Annotated in this window: 17 protein-coding genes; 15 read left to right on the top strand and 2 right to left on the bottom strand. The window is 58.1% G+C overall.

The window, feature by feature from the left end:
* The first annotated feature begins 85 nt into the window (after positions 1 to 85).
* From N554_RS0125300 to N554_RS0125270, 5 genes are all read left to right on the top strand, one after another.
* Complete coding sequence (locus N554_RS0125300) at positions 86 to 751, top strand: type II toxin-antitoxin system HicB family antitoxin (protein WP_029586051.1); 666 nt, start codon at positions 86 to 88, stop codon at positions 749 to 751.
* 1310 nt (positions 752 to 2061) lie between these two features.
* On the top strand, positions 2062 to 2463 hold the full coding sequence (locus N554_RS0125290) for a hypothetical protein (protein ID WP_029586049.1): 402 nt from the start codon (positions 2062 to 2064) through the stop codon (positions 2461 to 2463).
* Between the two features lie 351 nt (positions 2464 to 2814).
* On the top strand, positions 2815 to 3168 hold the full coding sequence (locus N554_RS0125285) for a hypothetical protein (protein ID WP_036054037.1): 354 nt from the start codon (positions 2815 to 2817) through the stop codon (positions 3166 to 3168).
* Between the two features lie 727 nt (positions 3169 to 3895).
* Positions 3896 to 4099 (top strand): hypothetical protein, encoded by a 204-nt coding sequence (locus N554_RS0125280; RefSeq protein WP_156042101.1) that lies wholly within the window; start codon positions 3896 to 3898, stop codon positions 4097 to 4099.
* Between the two features lie 118 nt (positions 4100 to 4217).
* Positions 4218 to 5378, top strand: coding sequence for a COG3904 family protein (locus N554_RS0125270; protein WP_156042100.1), 1161 nt, complete (start codon positions 4218 to 4220; stop codon positions 5376 to 5378).
* A gap of 7 nt (positions 5379 to 5385) precedes the next feature.
* Here the strand turns inward: N554_RS0125270 and N554_RS0125265 are convergent, their stop codons facing one another.
* Both N554_RS0125265 and N554_RS41145 read right to left on the bottom strand, forming a co-directional pair.
* On the bottom strand, positions 5386 to 5577 hold the full coding sequence (locus N554_RS0125265; protein WP_029586045.1) for a hypothetical protein: 192 nt from the start codon (positions 5575 to 5577) through the stop codon (positions 5386 to 5388).
* Between the two features lie 242 nt (positions 5578 to 5819).
* Positions 5820 to 6071: a DUF2158 domain-containing protein gene (locus N554_RS41145; protein ID WP_256378756.1), complete on the bottom strand. Its 252-nt coding sequence runs from the start codon at positions 6069 to 6071 to the stop codon at positions 5820 to 5822.
* A 1018-nt stretch (positions 6072 to 7089) separates the two neighbouring features.
* On the opposite strand from N554_RS41145, the gene N554_RS0125255 reads away from it, so the two are divergent.
* From N554_RS0125255 to N554_RS0125210, 10 genes are all read left to right on the top strand, one after another.
* Complete coding sequence (locus N554_RS0125255; protein ID WP_245283701.1) at positions 7090 to 8253, top strand: hypothetical protein; 1164 nt, start codon at positions 7090 to 7092, stop codon at positions 8251 to 8253.
* Positions 8254 to 8401: 148 nt separating this feature from the next.
* The gene (locus tag N554_RS37540) at positions 8402 to 9472 is read left to right on the top strand and encodes a phosphatase PAP2 family protein (protein ID WP_081851407.1); all 1071 of its coding nucleotides are present in this window, start codon (positions 8402 to 8404) and stop codon (positions 9470 to 9472) included.
* A 416-nt stretch (positions 9473 to 9888) separates the two neighbouring features.
* The gene (locus N554_RS0125245) at positions 9889 to 10977 is read left to right on the top strand and encodes an acyltransferase family protein (protein ID WP_081851406.1); all 1089 of its coding nucleotides are present in this window, start codon (positions 9889 to 9891) and stop codon (positions 10975 to 10977) included.
* 469 nt (positions 10978 to 11446) lie between these two features.
* Entirely contained in the window at positions 11447 to 11638 is a 192-nt protein-coding gene (locus tag N554_RS0125240) for a Flp family type IVb pilin (protein WP_029586040.1), read from the top strand.
* 186 nt (positions 11639 to 11824) lie between these two features.
* Positions 11825 to 12706: a Flp pilus assembly protein CpaB gene (gene cpaB / locus N554_RS0125235; RefSeq protein WP_081851405.1), complete on the top strand. Its 882-nt coding sequence runs from the start codon at positions 11825 to 11827 to the stop codon at positions 12704 to 12706.
* Between the two features lie 76 nt (positions 12707 to 12782).
* A complete protein-coding gene (locus N554_RS0125230; RefSeq protein WP_029586038.1) occupies positions 12783 to 14378 on the top strand; it encodes a type II and III secretion system protein family protein in 1596 nt (531 codons plus the stop codon).
* Positions 14379 to 14390: 12 nt separating this feature from the next.
* A complete protein-coding gene (locus tag N554_RS0125225) occupies positions 14391 to 14765 on the top strand; it encodes a hypothetical protein (protein WP_029586037.1) in 375 nt (124 codons plus the stop codon).
* Between the two features lie 48 nt (positions 14766 to 14813).
* Positions 14814 to 15314, top strand: a complete 501-nt coding sequence (locus tag N554_RS37535) for a TadE/TadG family type IV pilus assembly protein (protein WP_197033736.1) — start codon at positions 14814 to 14816, stop codon at positions 15312 to 15314.
* Between the two features lie 10 nt (positions 15315 to 15324).
* Positions 15325 to 15978, top strand: coding sequence for a TadE/TadG family type IV pilus assembly protein (locus tag N554_RS0125215; protein ID WP_029586035.1), 654 nt, complete (start codon positions 15325 to 15327; stop codon positions 15976 to 15978).
* Positions 15979 to 16016: 38 nt separating this feature from the next.
* Complete coding sequence (locus N554_RS0125210; protein ID WP_029586034.1) at positions 16017 to 17762, top strand: TadE/TadG family type IV pilus assembly protein; 1746 nt, start codon at positions 16017 to 16019, stop codon at positions 17760 to 17762.
* Positions 17763 to 17786: the final 24 nt, after the last annotated feature.

Genomic DNA, 17786 nt, shown 5'->3' with positions numbered 1-17786 from the left:
TGGAGCGAAAACAGCCCAGAGTCTGCACCGCACCTACATCATGCCGATAGATCAAGATGGATCGAGTTAATTGTGGATTCGGTAGATGACGACCTTCATCGCCATCGTGCGAAGCGACAGTGAGTACGGATACACGGCATCGTTTCCGGATTTTCCCGGATGCGCGGCGAGTGCATCGACCCTCGACCACGTTATCGCGAAAGCAAGAGAGGCGCTTTCGCTGCACATCGAACGCCTGCTGGAGGCCAACCAACGGATTTCTAGCCCAACGGCTGCCGACGCGATCGAGCGGGGCGATGCGGTGCTTCTGGCAGCGATTGATGTACCTGATGACCTCCGAATCGCGCATGTCGATGTTGCTATTCCCGCTCTGTCGCTGGCCCGGATCGATTCTTTTGCCCGACGCCATGGGCTGACGCACGCGGCGCTGTTCGTCGAGGCAGTTGATCGCTGGGCTATGCAGGAGATCGTGCCTCGTGAAAGAAGGGGCGGGGCATCAGATGGCCCTACGCTATTCGATTTCAGCAATCCGCTCGAGCTGCGGGTCGAGGCAATCGCAGGCGGCATCAAGCCAGAGGATGAGGCAGGAGCGCGGGAACGTGACGCAAGCGTCCCGGAAACCGTTGTGCCAGTCGATACCCGTGACATCACGGCAGAGCTGGAGCGCTTACTCGAGGAATCCGCCGAACCGCAACCATCTGAAGAAGCGGCGGACGATTGGCCAAATCGACCCGCGGGGAAGCCGGTATAAGGTTCCCGGAGCTTCCAGAGCGATTTAGGCTTGTTCAATTTGGATGATCAAACTTGGGTAGTGTCTGAGTTTGAATTTATTGGCCCTTGACGGACAGACGGTCGCGCCCGCCCAGCTCCCGTGGTATGCTTAGCGTAAAGCAGGGGTGTGATGGCAATCGCGAAGCGTTGGCCTGTTTTGAAATGGCAAGCGGCCCAGTCAATAAATCTGCGCCAATGTGAAGTAGTTCACATACCGGCTCAAGCCCGCTCCGCTATCGTCTTTACATTGTTTCACGTATCGATACTTGCATTAGCCCGGCTTTTCAGCCGGGCTTTTGCGTGTGGCCTATTTTGAATCTTGCGAGTGGCCTAATTCGGCCAGTACCAAAAAACGGCCCCAGCACGGAGGCGACTGGGGCCGCTCAAGTTAGTGTCTCCGGGGGCTCCAGAGACACGGGCCATAATCAAAGGCATTGACGCCTGTTCCTGGACCTTAAAGAAAGCGTAACATAGGAAGAACCCCGCCAGGCTTTGGGGGGCTCGGGCGGGGTTCACACTGGGCGCCTGGGTCGTAGGGCGGTGAGCGCGCCCGGTGCGTATTTTCTAACCGCCCCTTCACCCTGCGTTTTGAGAAAACGCAAGTCCTAAGCACAAAAGTTCAGCTTTCAAACCGAGACACTACCCAAGGGTTATCGCCTACACCCCCGTCCAATTGATTCGGACAGCCTTAATCTTCGGCGCATCTTTTTTGTGCCGCCCGTCGAGCGATTTCTGACCGCTTCTCTGCGGTCAGGCCATCGGCCCGCGCCTTCCCGCCCTTCTTACCCATGGCGACCGCAGCCGGGTCCTTACCCTGCTCTTCTGGCGTAGGGTCACGGTCTGGCTTCTCCCCCGTCGCAATATCGATAATCGACTTAGCGAGCTGGTTGGGGTCCCTGGGGCGTTTGGGGTGGCTAGTCATACCAGCTTTCTGTCTGGACGTTCTACAAGTTCGAATGAGGGAACGTGGGTGCTATTCCACCACGACTCTAGCGCAGCTCCGCAGACCGTGCAGACCGCGCCACCTGTATGCGGTACCAAGAACTTTGTTTCAGTGCGTTCGTACTCGGCGCCGCAATTGCATCGGACAATTGTCGCCATTCTCGGAATATGCGCCCGGGACCGTCCGTTTTCCAGCCCGGAAGTCTGCCACAATCAAATGACCCACTACCCAAACTTGCGCTCTCCCACAGGTTGCGAAATAAACCTGTGTGGGGCTGATGGATGAGATTGCTAATAGGTGGGGCACTTTGTGTTGTGCTGGCTGGCTGTGGGATTCAGCGCCAGGAGATGAACGAGGCGTTAGATCCGGCGCGCGACAGCGCAAACGAGGCTCTAGCGCAATGCCGATACGCTTACCCTGACGAAATAGTGCATGCGGTCGCACGCGCGACATGCGTCATCAAGGCGACCGAGCTATTGCGCCCCGTGCTGCCGTTTCCCGATTTGCTCGACCAGGAGAACGCATTGCGAAAGTCACTCGCCGAGCAGGTTCAGGCGCGGAATTTGTCCCTGCTCGAACGCAACGCGCAAATCACCAAATTTCACGCGAAAATGTTGGCGGAAGAACAGAGCAGGTTGCCGACGAATCCGGAAGCAGCTGCGAAGGTCTCGGTTGCGGCAACACAATGGCGACTATCAAATCCCGACGGCTGCGCAACGCTGGGCGGGAATAGAGCAAACTGTTACTGAACAGGGTACACTACGGTCCAACGCAGCGTTGCTGCGTAAGAGTGGTTCACTTGCAAAGCTAATCCCAGGCGACGTGGCATGCACGGGGGTTACCCATGTGGGGCCCTGGTCCGCATTTATTGCATCGCATATCCCTTTTTGAAGAGTGGCGGCCGCATCGAGCCGACCGCAGGCGGCCCCGCCAACATGCGCGAGCATTCTAGGTTCGGTCACCATGGGACGCGGCGAAAGGCCAATGGACAGGTGACGGCGATCAACGAACCTTGGGCGATCCAATTAACCATGTCTAACTCTCAATTTCATTGACCAAACGCTACCGCTTCTGCAGAATATTCCGGGCTGAGGTGTGATATGAAATCGTGGATGGAAGAGCGCGACCGTCTCATCGCGCAGACGATGGCTTTTGTGGAAGAAGTCGCCGCGTCAACGCCAAGTCGGGTCGCGCCGCAAATCATTGCCGCGCCAATAGATCTGGTTCAGAACGCCGAGCAGCCGGTACAGCTCAAGCGCGAGCGGGTTGAAGCGCCGGCAGAGCCGATCGCCACGTCAGGGCCTCGCACGCGCGAGCGTGCAGAGATCCAAAAGCGTGTTGCCTCGTTCAGAGCCCACCAACTGAGATTGATCCAAGACCGGGACCAGTTTTTCCGCTCGGTGATGACGAAAATCGACGACCAACGGCCAAGCGGTAGTCTCCGAACAGATTGAGTATTGAGTAGCTCGCCTGAGATTTTCGAGCGCGGAAGTAGCGAAGGCTTGTATTGCGGATTTATCGAGTGCTCGGCCTATCGAATTGGGCTCGTTTTGCAAAAATAAACATATCCACCTGCCATCATTCCTCACTTTCGCGTCGCTCGAACTCACGCCCGGCGTATTTGCGTCGGCTTAACCCCGCTGCTAACCGGCCCCTTCAAAGAAACGGCCCCAGCTCGGGGGGAAGCTGGGGCCGTAGCTTACGCAAAGAAGTGCCGGAGGGACGCCGGCACTACTCTGATGTAGGTTCGCAATCCGCCGATCCCATTAAATTCTGTTTTAGATTCCAAGAGTGGCCTGTTTTGAAATGGCGAGTGGCCCAGTCAATAAATCTGCGACAGTGTTAAGTAGTTCACATACCGGCTCAAGCCCGCTCCGCTATGGTCTTTGGATTGTTTCACGTATCGATACTTGCAGTAGCCCGGCTGAAAAGCCGGGCTTTTGCGCGTGGCCTGTTTTTGAATCTACGAGTGGCCTAATTCGGCCAGTACCCCATAAAAGAACCCCGCCAGCTTTAGGGGGCTCGGGCGGGGTTCACACGGGCGCTTGGTGGGGTATGGGCGTGCCCGGAGCGTAGTTCTAACCGCCCCTTCACCCTGCGTTTTGAGAAAACGCAAGTCCTAAGCACAAAAGTTGGGCTTTCAAACTGAGACACTACCGAAAAATGGAGGGGGAGGCCAAATTGCCAGACAAGCTCAATTTGATTGAGGCGCTTAAAGACCAGCAGTTTCAATTGCGGCGGATGCTGGATAACCCGATGTGGGTGAGTGAAGCCCCGAAGGCCTCGCTTGAGGAGATGGAGGCGCAAATCCAAGCCATAAAAGTCATTCTGTCTGACCTCCAAGAGGCCATAAGCGACCGGAAGGCAAAGAGCACGGCGCGCTGACTTTTATGGTTCGGCAGCCAACCAATCAGGCGTCGCTAAACCCGCGACGAAACGCTTCGCAATCCGAAATTGGCGCATCCTTCAAGGGGCTCGTTGTCGAAGCACTCGAGGCGAAGGTATGCAGCGAAAAGCCGTGACCGCGGCGCCCTTTTCCGGAAGGATCGGCATTTCAGCGATGCTTAAAGCTTCCAGATTGGCGTATCCCGCGGCCGGGGAACGCAATCGACAATCCCTGACATGGGAAAATCCCTTGCGCACGCCTAAAGCTTGCGAAAAACTTAGCTTGATAGGCATCAGGGGCGCCATGAAGTCGTCGGGTTGCGCGATTTTTCTGGGAATAGCGGTCGCCGTTTGTTGGGGCGCGCCGGCATCGTCAGCGACAATAAAGAGCCTGCCGGGCAAACAGGGCGGTGTGATTATCCAGATATCTGGTCAGATCACAGCAGGCGACGCCGATGCATTCATCAGCGAAGTCAAGCAGGCAAAGGCCACGGGCAAGCTCGTCGAGAACGTTCAGCTAAATTCGACAGGCGGTAGACTCCTGGAAGGTGCAAGGCTGGCAGGAACGATTAGAGAGGGGAAGATTTCGACCACTGTTGGTCAGGGGGCGGTTTGTGCATCAGCATGCTTTTTGGCCTTCGCCGCAGGTGATCCGAAGTTCATAGGCGATGGTGCACAGATCGGTGTGCACAAAGCCTCTGAAAAAGGCGGTCGTGAGACTGTGCTGTCGGACGCCGCAACCGTCTCGATGGCTCGCTTCGCGCAGGAGCTTGGTGTTCCATCCGCGATCATAGGGCGGATGGTGAAGACGCCATCGAGACAGATAGTGTGGCTCAATTCGCAAGATCTCCAGTCCATGGGCGTAACGATGGAGGGAAAGCCCGTTCAAACGAGACAAGTTGTAACGGACGAAGAGTTCGCGTCGCTGGCGGCTGTAGCACCGCAAGCAAGAGCCTCAACAAACGCCTCTTCTTGGAATGAGTTCATAGACAAGGTGGCTAAACTCTCAGCCCAGCAGAATGACGGCAACGCGGCTCTTTCCCGTTTGTGTCAGCCGGAGTTCAATAACTGCATTCTGGGACTGGCGTACGCGCTAAAGGACGGGAGACAGGGGCTCGCCGTAGTCATTCAAGATGTGAACGGCAAGACCATGCGGAGAGAAGTGTGCGAGTTCAATAATTCTAACGACGTAAGAAACTGCGTCGACTGGGATTCCGGCGCTAAACACCGCGACACAAAAAACACGAAGGGCGATTGGGTTCAAATCGCCGGCGAATAACAGTTTGTCAAAAGCTTTGGATGCCTTGGTCGCGCTGCGCCGATTCTCGCCATTGCTTGACCGCAGCGCCTTCGGTTCTGTGCTCGCTGCTGTGCCGTTTGCCCATGTATTCGCCCGATGCCACCCAAGCGGTTTTCGATCGTTTGTTGGTCGTTACAAGACACGGCTCATCCCCAACTCTCACGATAAATTCTGCCATTCTGAAATTCCCCAGCCCCAAAATGCTGAATACTGATTGCATTTTGGTTCCGAGGCAACCCTGGATCGGGTCTTAAGCATAACAATTTGTCCTTGCTCGAATGAAATCGGCAGATCACCAGATTTCATTCGACCTCCGTCATTTCCCCTTCGCCTTCCCGGGCTCTACAAGCCGCCCTTGCTGCCAGCGGCGCGCCCGTGGTGCTATCGCCGATAACGTCCCGGCAATTTCGTACAGTCGCGTTACGAATCGTCCGGAACTGGTCCCGGGAGGCCGTAATCGTCCGGAATTGGTCTGGGGAGGCCGTTGAGAATGCGTATTCCCGGCTCGAGCGCATCGATGGGGAGACGTTCATATCCAATATGGCCATCCCGGTCGGTCCAAGCGCAATTCACCTGATCGTCCTCAATGCCGACGACGGTCATCAATGGCCCTCCTGAACGCAGCCGAACAAGATTGCCAGCTCTTAACGCAGGAGCGGCCTGGTTCTGCATTGCTGTGTTCGATGGAGCGGGGTCGGAAAAGGCTGGAGACAAGGGCATACTTAGCCCAAGCGTCACTCCAATTGTGATCGATGCCTGTTTGATGGAGGCCAACATGTTAAACTCCATTTTAAAGTGTGCGGCTTGCTCGTCACGGCCCGGGCAACTCGCCGCCGCAGCGGCGCCTGGTGTCGCGCGGGCTCGAGCGCGTATCGACGAAACATGTTCTGGAACGGTGAAAGCAAAAGCGGCTATCAGCTATTTGTGAAAGGGTTCGCTGCGGACGCGCCCGGGTCCCAGACACGCGTCGTCGCCCCGCGGCGCTGGGCGCCCGAGGTGTGCATGAATCATTCGCCCTGGGAAAACAGAGGGCGTGGGGAATGCCGGGTGCCCGCTGCACCCGCAGCCCGTGTGCAAAGGTAGAAAGCACACGGTAGTCGCCACGGTCGCACCGGAACACCCGGCATTCCCGCACGCAATGGTTTTAACAGTTTCCTTCGTGCTCTCCCCGGTGATCGGGCTTTCTTGTCACCGTCATCCAGCGGACATGGATTTGTCTGCGCCCGGTCGGGCTGACTTGGCCTCCGCTGGACTTGACGCCGGGACCGGACCAGGCAAATCACGTTGATCCGCTTCAACAAAATCACACCGCCGCGCACTGCGTGCGTTCATTCTATCGCGGCAATTTTCTCTAGGGCCGGCCGACGTGCCAGCTGCTCAACAAAGATGTTGCGGAGGAGCAGGGCAGGCTGCTGGCAACTCCGGAAGGAGCTACCAAGGTTTCGGCCGCGGCAACGCAGTGGCGATTGTCAGATCCCGATGGCTGCACGTCGCTGGGCAGCAACACCGCAAACTGTTACTACTTGAGGATACGACGTTTGCTGCAGCATCCACGAGGGTTCCTGGGGTGCTACTCTGCTTCTCTCCGCCCGAATCCTCGCGTTAACCCTCGCGCGACTGGCTCGCTGGCATTAAAAATGTTTACTGGTATTGGTATTTCCATTTGGGGGATGGTCCAAGGGGGTGTCAGATGTCTTCCGGAAACATCAGTGCCACAGGGGCGGTTGCCTACGACCGAACCCCTGGCTTAGACGGACGGCGTTACCTCTACGGCCCCTTTGTCGATTTCATCTGCATGGGGGGCAGTTCACTCATCCTTCTCCCGCTGCTGTTTCTTCGACCTCCGGAAAAGTACTATGCGTCAATCTGGCTGGCGATGTTCCTGCTCAGCAACGTCATCAACAATCCGCATTTTGCGCACTCGTACCAGATCTTCTATCGGAATTTCGGCAGCAAAAGTTTCGGTGCGGATCATAGCCTGGCCCTGCGTGTGCGGTACATCGTTGCGGGGATTGTGGTGCCCATCGCGATGGCGATTTTCTTCGCCATTACGGTAGCAAGGGGCGATGTTCAGATTCTGGGCTATGGCGGCAATGCCATGGCGTTCTTCGTCGGCTGGCATTATGTGAAGCAGGGTTACGGCATGCTCATGGTCGATGCTGCGCTTAAGAAGCAGTTCTTCCAGGCAACGGACAAGAAGGCGTTGCTCGTCAACAGCTACGCCGTTTGGATACTATCGTGGCTCAATATCAATGTGGCCCTGAGTGAGCGTAACCTGTTCGGCCTTAAATACTACTTATTCCCCGTGCCACCAGCGGTGCTGTCCATCGCAACCGCCGTCGTGGTGGTTACGAGTGTGATGACGCTATGGGTTCTCCATCGCCGCTGGAAAGGGAATACCGGCAGCCTGCCGTACAATGGCGTGGTGGGATACGTGGCGAGCCTCTACATTTGGCTCTTGTTCGTAAAAGTTAATCCGCTCTTGATCCTTGTCGTGCCGGCCCTGCATTCCCTGCAGTATTTGGCTGTCGTGTGGCGATTCGAGACCAACTATGAGAAAGGTCAGGAGGACGCCTCGGAGCCGCTCACCTTGTCCCTCACCAGGAAGTTCCTGGGGGTCAGGTATCGCCTCAACATTGCGTGCTTCATCATCATCGGCTGCTTGGTCGGATTTTTGGGCTTCTTCGGACTTCCGGTCGTGCTCGACATGATGGTGCCCTACAATAAGGAGATCTTCGGAGCCTCCATGTTCATGTTCATCTTCTGGGTTTTCATCAACGTCCACCATTACTTCCTGGATAACGTGATGTGGCGCCGGGAGAACCCCGATACGCGGCGTTACCTCTTCGGCTGACGCATAGACCCGCTGCCAAATCGATTAGCCAAAGGCTCGCTTCGGCGGGCCTTTTTCTGTTGATGTCCACCTAGGAAGGCGGGAATGCAGCGGTCGGCGGAGTAGCTTTCGTCGAGAATCCGCTGGAGCAGCTTTGAACGATTGAGGTATGGTTCGTTCTCTGGTTCGCTGTGAGGTTGTGGTGGTAGTTTCCGCCACTAAGGGCGAGGGGCAATTTATGACGCAATCAAGAAACCCCATGATTCTGGCATGGAGCGTCGTCGCGATTTTTCTTGTCGTCGATGTAATTTGGCTTCAGTTCGGGAAGCTGACCTTTGCGCCGGGGACTTTTGTGCTCATCCTGCGGACCGTGGCGATCGCCAGCGTCGCCTATTTAGCGACCATCGCCGTCGCAAATCGGCTCCGCTCCGACCAGTCGGTGCTCGGCAGAAGCATTTCTGTAATTGCCGATGGCACCAAGCTCTTGCTCCAAGCTGCCGCGTTCATTATTGCAAGCGGCATCACGGGCGTGACATTCTCCTATCTCTCGGCGAGCTTGGGGCTGCCGCTGAGAGACGCTGAGCTGGCGGCCATCGACAAGGCAATTGGCTTCGATTGGCCAGCGTTTCTCGCCTTTGCGAATCAGTCCCACATTTTGAGCTGGGCGCTCAGCGCCGCGTATCACTCCGCCGCCCCGCAGCTCGTGCTCCTGATTCTTTTTCTGGGTTTCACAAGACAGCGCGAGCCGCTGGCTAAATTCCTCGCAGTGCTTGCCATGTCAGATCTGATGACCGGTGTTGTTGTCACACTGGTTCCCGCCGAAGGCGCTTATGCCTATTACCAGCCTGCCCGGGACCTGTTTAGCCAATACACTGCAAACGCGGGCGTGTGGCATCGAGAGGTGTTTACATCGTTGCGCAACGATGCGGCTCCGATCTTGGATTTTACCAGAGTTCAGGGACTCGTCACCTTCCCATCGTTTCACACAACGCTCGCCATAATAACAGCTTGGGCAGTGCGAGATGTTCGCTACATCGCGATTCCCGCGATGCTGCTCAATGCAGCCGTGATTCTATCGACTCTTCCAGAGGGCGGGCACCATCTCATTGACTTATTCGGCGGGGGAATCATCGCGGCCGTCGCCATCCTGACAGTTCAGATTTACATGTCCACCTATGAGCGCGGAAATGCAGCGGTCGACGGCGTAGCTTTCATCGAGAATCCGCTGGAGCGGCTTTGATCGATTCAGACATGTTTCGTTCTCTTGTTCGCTTTGGGGGTTGCGGTGGTAGGTTTGTTAGGCAGGCGATTTTGGGGGTGGCGATTTATTGTGGCCGTTCCAGCACCACGATCGGCAGCATCCCCGCGTGCGCCGGCCACCTCGGCTCGTTGATTTAGATCACCAGGCGGCCAGGGCCGCGAGCAGAAGCCGATTCTCCCATTTACCGTCCGATGAAGATCGTCTTGCATTAGCAGCGCGCAGGATTGACAAGGGCCGGGATGCACCCGTTTCTCTCCGATCCAAATGAGTGATTCGCAGGTGGCCAACGTGAAAGCGTGGGCGCAGCGCCAGCCTGACAAGCCGACGCTTTCTGAGGCCATCCGCCGCCTAGTCGACGCCGCTGCTACAAAATCCCCCAAAGTGTCGCATTAACTATGTGCCGACCCCGGGCCATCCCCAACCGGATATCAAGCGGAACGCGCATTCCCGAACTCGACGGAGCTCGCGGAATGGCGGCCTTGGCAGTGGTCGTTGCTCACTACTTTGGAGAGGTTGAACACGGGCTCCCTGGGCTCACCATCGGCTGGATGGGCGTCAACCTGTTCTTTGTGCTCTCGGGTTTTTTGATCGGCTCCATCATCCTGGAGCGCAAAGATTGCCCGAATTTCTTTCCGGTGTTCTACATCCGACGCACGTTTCGCATTTTCCCGGTATACTTCGCCACGATCGCGCTCACCTTGGGATTTGCGTGGCTGCACGGAACAACGTCATGGACAGGCGAGCCGCTGCCGGCGCTGTCCTATCTGACCTTCACCCAGAATTTCGTGATGGCGCTGCGCGGCGATTACGGGACACCGTGGCTCCTGCCGACCTGGACGTTGGCGGTCGAAGAGCAATTCTATCTCGCCATCCCCTTAATCATCACTTTGCTACCGACGCGCTGGTTGTTGCCGGCCATCCTCGGCGGCATCACGTTAGGCTGCGCAGCGCGCGCTTTGCTCTATTGGACGGGCGACGAAATCGCGGGCCAAGTGCTGCTGTTCAGTCGCGGAGATATCCTGCTGTCCGGTGTACTCGCCGCTTATGTTCATCAACGATACGCGGGGAATGAGATCATTCTGCGCCTGATTCCGCTCGCTGCTGTGGCCGGAGTGCTGCTCGCGGTTGTCCAATTCCGCACTACCGGCGGGAATCTGTTGTTCGTTATCAGCCCGCTGCTGATGGCCATGTTGTTTGCGGCGTATGTGTTACTCGCTGCGCGGGGCTGGACAACGCTTCGCTTCTTCCGTTTGCGGTTCTGGCAGATGCTCGGCACCATCTCATATGGCCTTTACCTCATCCACCAGCCCGTCGCTGGCGTCATGCACGGCCTTATCCTTGATGCGCGACCGGACATCGCAACCGCGCCTCAGGTTATAGTGACTTTCGCCGCCTTGTTCGCGGCGATCGGACTTGCGTGGGCCTCATGGACGCTGATGGAGGCCCCGCTGCTCCGAATGGGACGTACCTGGCACTACAAGTGACGGGCGGCCCCATCTCCGTGAGGATGCGATCGATCCGCTCGAGATCAGCCAGGTATCCGGAGCGTCAACGACCTCGCCTATTATGCCGCGCGGACGCCTCTCGTGATTCCCGCGCGACTTGCCGATTTTTATGTGCGCTCAAATGCCGCTCTGAAAGACCGCTAAGCGCAGTAAATCCAACCGCATGTTTTGCGTGAGGAACTGCGCCGCCCGTAAAGCCGCTTTTTGCGGTTCCGCCGGCTCAATTATGCTGCCTAAACAAGGGGATCTCACGGTTCCAAGTTCCAGATTCCACGTTGTGACTTGTTGGTTACACGATCCCGCCGCGATTAAGGATAAATCGTGTAAAAGTAGGCAAAACATTGACTTAATCCCCTCTTTAAGACATTGTTTACCCAGTGGTGGTCGGGCCGTCCCGCATCGCTAGATTGTTAAGAAAAAATCCACATCCAATTTGGAGGCGTATACTATGCGTAAGTTTCTGAGCAACATCCAGAAGTTCAGCAAGGACGAAGAAGGCGCGGCGCTCATCGAGTACACCGTGCTCCTTGGTATCATGCTGGTTGCGGTCATCGGCACGATCGTTTCCGTCGGTACGTGGGTCAGCGGCAAGTGGTCGGCCCTGAATGCCGCGCTGCCGGTTGCTGCTCCTGCTCCTTGAGCCACGCCCGGGCAACCGGGGGTCGCGCGGGAATACATGACATTAGTTTTGCAGATCGATTGTTGAACGTCAGCTTCGTGCGCTGCACGAAGCTGACGTAATTATTGCCGCGGGCGGCATACCTCGTCGTTGGCTTTTTCCATCAGACGCCGAATATGGCTCTGAGCAACGTGGCGAATTTGAAGAATGCGCAGAAGTAATTTGATCATCCTGCTCCTCGCGCTGGCGATGGGCGGCATTGCTGCCTTCATGGCGCGTAGCTGGATTGAGCGGCACACCACGGCTCAACCTGAGGCGCCGAAGGCGATGACCGTTGTGGTGGCCGCGGCGCGGTTGGCGTTCGGTACCGTTCTTACAGCCGAGAACGTTTCGGAAATTCCGTGGACTGGACAACAGCTGCCCGAGGGCGCGTTCGGGAGCAAGACCGAGCTGTTCAAGGACGGCCGTCGCGTGGTGCTAAGCGCCATGGACAAGAGCGAACTCGTCCTCCGGCCGAAGATTACGGCGCCAGGCCAGCGCGCGTCGCTCTCGGTCCTGCTCGAGGAGGGACAGCGCGCTGTGACGGTGCGCGTCGATGACATCCGTGGTGTTGCAGGATTCATCTTGCCGGGCGATCGCGTCGACGTTGTGCTGCTTCGCACCGAGACGCAGCGGGGCGAAACGGAAAATTCCGTCGACGTTCTCATCCAGTATGTCAAGGTGCTGGCGATCGACCAGCTCGTCAATGAGCGTCAGGATCAGCCGGCTATCGCTACGGTCGCCAAGGCGGTCACCTTGCAGGTCAGCCCGGAGCAGGCGCAAAAAGTTCTGCTCGCCGGCAATATCGGAAAACTGTCGCTGGTGCTGCGGCAGCCCGCCGAGGGCAGCCATGCGGAGGGCGGGCGGATCACCGACGGTGATCTGGGCCCCGGATTTGCCCGGCGCGAGGCGAAAGCCTCGCCGCGGCCGGCGGTTGAGAAAGTATCAGCGCCGCTTCTCCAGGCACTGAAGTCGGACACGGTGAAGATCGTCATTTTTCACGGGACCGACGAAAAAAAGTATGACGTGATTCACCAGGCCAGCGAGTAGGCTTGCTGGATGCGGCGCACCTGCAAGGGGGCAGGGCGATTGGAAGGCCGCGATGGCGGCAAACGGGGCAAAGAGGATGGACGGAGTTCGTGATTCGCGGAAAAGTTCGCGGAAAGCTTGGGGAAAGCTGCTCGCCATCGGTGCTATCGTCGCAGCCGCGCTGACATGGAGCCTTTCCACCAACCGGGCCGGAGCCGCGGACCGCAAATCGGATGGCGTGTTCATCAGTGAAGTCAGTGACGTGCGCCGGGTGACGGTGATCGTCAACAAGTCGCGCACGTTCAGGGTCGAACGCCCGTTCGCGACGATTGTCGCCGGCTCGCCGGATATCGCAGACGTGAAACCGCTCGGCGATCGCACGATTTATGTCCTCGGCAGGCAAACCGGCACCACCAACATCGTCTTGTTCGATGACGCCGCGCGGCAGATCGGGATCCTCGACGTCGAGGTGACGATCGACACCGGCAACCTGCAGCAGAACATCCAGAGCAGCACCGGCGCCAGCGGCATTCGCGTCCGATCCACTGAGGGCCAGGTGATCCTGAGCGGAACCGCGGTCGATGCGGTCGCCGCCGAGCGGGCGATGGCCATTGCCACGGGATCCGCCCCGAAGGGCGCCATCGTTGTCAACGCCATGAACGTCGCGGCGCCGCAGCAAGTGATGCTGGAAGTTCGCTTCCTGGAGGTCAACAGGGAGGCCGGCCGCGACCTGGGCGTGAACCTCTTTGCCGCCAACGCAAACGGCACGAATATCGGACAAACGGGGCTTGGAGACGTCATTCAGGCCAGGCGCACTCCAATTGGTAATGGTGCCCCTCCTAGCACTCTTCCCTTGCTTAGCACCGCCGGTACGCTGGCCAGTGGAGCGGTCCCGTTCGGCAGCCTGCTCACCAGCGTGCTGCGATTGAACAACGGCACCTCGGTCGACTTGCTGCTGACCGCGCTGGAAACCAAGGGCCTGGTGCGCCGGCTGGCCGAACCGAACCTGATCGCGCTCTCGGGCGACGCGGCGAGATTTTTGGCCGGCGGCGAATTTCCGGTGCCAGTGGCCTCTTCGGTGGCCGCCGGCGCCCTTCCAACCGTGACAATCGAATTCAAGAAGTTCGGAGTCGAGCTGGCGTTCGTTCCCACCGTGCTGTCACGGGGCGTGATCAATCTGCGCGTCGAGCCCTCGGTCAGCGAACTCGATTTCGCCAATTCCGTGACCATCGCCGGCACGCAGATCCCGGCGCTGACCCGCCGCGATGCCCGGACCACCGTTGAACTGCGCGATGGCCAGAGCTTCGCCATCGCCGGCCTGCTGCAAACCCGCAATGTGCAGGATGTCTCTCAGTTGCCCTGGATCGGCTCGGTGCCGGTGCTCGGGGCGTTGTTTCGCAGTTCGTCCTATCAGCAGCGCGAGACCGATCTCGTCATCATCGTGACGCCGCGCCTGGTGGCGCCAGCGGCGCCGGGCCAGGTGCTGGCGTCGCCGCTGGACTCCCGCCAGCCTGCCAATGACGTCGATTTCTTCCTCAACGGCCAGATGGAAGTGCGCAAGCGCTACAATGACTACGTCAATTCCGGCGGCGAGATCAAAGGGCCGTACGGGCACATGATCGGCCCCGATATCCGCGTGTCCGGGCCGCCGGCGGTCGTTACCGGTCAGCCCGTCGTCAAGACGCTCAATTAAGGGATCTCCGATATGACATGCACAGTGTTACTCGCGATCGTCAGCCTGGGGGCTTGTAACGGATTGGCGGGCAATGATGAAATGGAGCGCTACTATCAGCGCTCCGACACCATCACCTTAAGCGCGGGCGATGCCAAGCAGGTCAATGCCGTCACCCATACGATCAACCCGTGGCCGCCGGGCGTCGGCGATCGCAGGATCGTTTCCGACGCTCGCCGCGCAGGCAGCGCGGTCACGCGCTATAGCACCTATCAGAGGCCACTGGATACGCTCCCCAACATTGGGCTGGGCGGTACGGCGATGGGCCAGCCGCCCCCATCCAACCAGAATATCAATATCACTGGATCGGGGGCCGGGTCGGCGGGGATATCGGTGCCGGCGCGGTAAAGGGAGCCAAAACGAACGCGAGCTTCTGATTTGATGGCGAGTAATACGATGCTCAAGCGGTCGATCGAGTCATTGTGGCACGACAACGAGGGATCAGTGCTTATCGAAGCAACGATCCTGATGCCCTTCTTAGTCACGCTGATGTTCGGATTATTCGAGTTTTCCTGGTACTTCCACAAGCAGCAGCTCGTGGAGAGCGGCGTGCGCGACGCCGCGCGTTACCTGGCGCGAACAGCCCTAGACACTACGCCCCCCACCAATCCCTGCGACAACGCTACATTCGTAGCGAACGCAAAAAACATTGCAACGAAGGGTGCCATCAGTGGCGGCACCGCCCGCGTCAGCGGCTGGGGCGTGGGATTAGTGAAAATTGAGTGCCTACCTTCAATCGATAACAGCGCAGGCGCATATTCGGGTGCGACGACAATTTACCCGGTCATTGTGAGCACAACGTTCGCCGATCCGGATCTGGGTTATTTTGGTATGCTGGGGTTAACTGTGCCGTACTTGTCGGCGTCGCATACCGAGCGTTCGATCGGTCCGGGCTAGGGGGCGGATCATGGTGGTGAGCCGTTTGTGGCGTGACGAGGCAGGCGGGGCGCTTGTGGAAGCGACGGTCTTGATTCCCATCCTGTTCGTATTCCTGCTTGGATCGGTGGATTTTCTCTACGCCTTCTCTCAATGGACCGCGGCAACCAAGGCAATGCAGGTCGGCGCCCGTCTCGCAGCGGTGTCGGATCCGGTCGCAACCGGTCTTACGGGCAACACCAATATTGCCAAATCCGCCGTGAGTGGCACGGTCTTGCTGGGAGACCCCATGCCCGATTTCCAGGTGACGTGTGCGTCAGGGGCATGCTCGTGCACGCGAGGCACATGCACGGGAATGGGAAGTTACAGTGCAGCGGCGATGAACACGATCGTCTTTGGCCGCGGCACCGCGACCTCCTGCTTTGATGCGGCATCCTATTACAATGCCGGCATGTGCGACATCTTTCCGAGGATCACCGCCGCGAACGTCCGGATCGCCTATGAGCAAACCGGGCTCGGCTACGCCGGCCGCGAGGCAGGGCCGGTGCCGACGATCGCCGTCTCGTTGCAGAACCTGACATTTCAATTCTTCTTTTTGAACGGGCTGATGGGCTTCGCGAATCTCGCCATGCCGGCGTTTACGACGACGTTCACCGGCGAAGCGCTGTCGTCCGCAGCTCAATAGATTTTTTGGGTCGTATGCGAGAAAAAGAGGATTTCCCGATGACAACCCGCATCATGCGCTTGCGCCGGTTCGTCACCACCTTTCGGGACGATACAAGGGGCGCCATCTTGCCCTATGTCACCGTTTTAATGGTCGTGTTCATCGGCATGGGCGCGCTGGCGCTCGATGGCGGGCGCTTTTTTAGCCTGCAAACACAGATGCAGTCGGTTGCTGATGCGTTGGCGCTGGCGGGTGCGCGCGAACTGAACCAACGGGACGGCGCGATTGAGCGCGCCAAAAGCGCGATCAACACCATGGTCGACAACCGCCTCTCGGCGTTGGGCTATAGCGGCCCCATCGCCCATGCGACGCCGAAATTCTACAGCGCGCTGCCGCGCGCGACCGACGGCTGGCCCGTCACGGAGACGAACTCCGACCTCGATGCGAAGTTCGTGGCGGTCACCGTCAACCCAGTGACGATCCCGACCATCATGCCCATCACGTTCTTTCAGAGCGCCGGCGTGAACAGCTTCAGCACCGGCGCGCGGGCGATTGCCGGCTTCACCAGTCAGACCGTTTGCGACATTCCGCCGGTATTTATCTGCAATCCTTACGAGACCGGCGGAATGAGTGATAGCGAAGCGACGTTGGCGCTGAGGGCCAACATCAATCCGCAACAGCAAATGAGATTGGACCCGACCAAGACTGGCCCCGGACAGTTCGGATATCTGATGCCACCGGATGCTTGTAACGGCGCCAGTTGCCTCGAAGATTGGATTGCGATGGCAAAACCGAAGGCGTGCTATCAGAGAGTTGGAGTTGACCTAAATACTGGATTCAAAAATTCCGTCACCGATGGGTTCAACGTTCGATTCGACATGTACGAGAACAATCTCAAGAAGTACATCGGAAACCCGAACTACGCACCAGCACTGAACGTTCGCAAGGGATATCAGACGACAGGCGCCGTTTGCGCTCCCGCAAAACCGAATCCCTATTACACGACCCTACCTTCTCAGACGGCATCGATGATACCCAACTCGACAATTACCATCGTGAAAGGCGATACGGACGACACTAACAAAACCTGCAATAAGACCCCCAGCCCCTGCATTCTGACGAATGTTCCGGCCAACGTCGTAACCCAAGTACAGACATGGCTCGCCAGCGGGAAGCCGCACATATCAGGCGCGCATATTCCTGCGGGCGCCGTCGTAGAAGCGGCGAGTGCCGGCACCCTTACCCTCGACCGGCCGGTCACCGGAAAACAGACTGGAGTCCTGCTCACAATCGGCTGGCCAACGAGCAGCCTGCCGATGGATACCAATCTGGTAGGCAACAGTTCGACCTTTGGGAATTCGCAGTGGGACTGCGAGAACTATTGGAAGATCAATCACCCTGGCGTCGCACCACCGGACGGCTGCAGTACGCCAGAAGGCACCACCGTTAGCCGCTACGCGATCTATCAACAGGAAACGACTGACGATTATTCTTGGCCCGGAAGTGCTGCGGCCGGTGGCGAAAAGGGCGCACCGATATGCTCGACGCCTGGTGTTGGCCCATCGAATACGCAGACCGACCGTCGCCTGATATATGCCGCTGTAATTAATTGCCTTGCTAACGGCCCGTTTGGAGGCGGTCAGACTGCAAATAATGTTCCAGTGGCCGGGTTCGGCAAGTTCTTTATGACCCAACCCGTCGGCGCCGACCCGAGCACACCCGCTGCTGTGATAGGCGAGATGTCGGGCCTAGTAGGATCTCTGGATAACGTTAGGATCATGAACCAGGTCCAGCTTTACCGATAGGCTCACAGGACCTAACAGCACGAC

Origin of the sequence: Bradyrhizobium sp. URHD0069 (assembly GCF_000701345.1) — a bacterium.
Lineage (GTDB): Bacteria > Pseudomonadota > Alphaproteobacteria > Rhizobiales > Xanthobacteraceae > Bradyrhizobium.
This window is presented reverse-complemented; position numbering and strand designations above follow the sequence as displayed.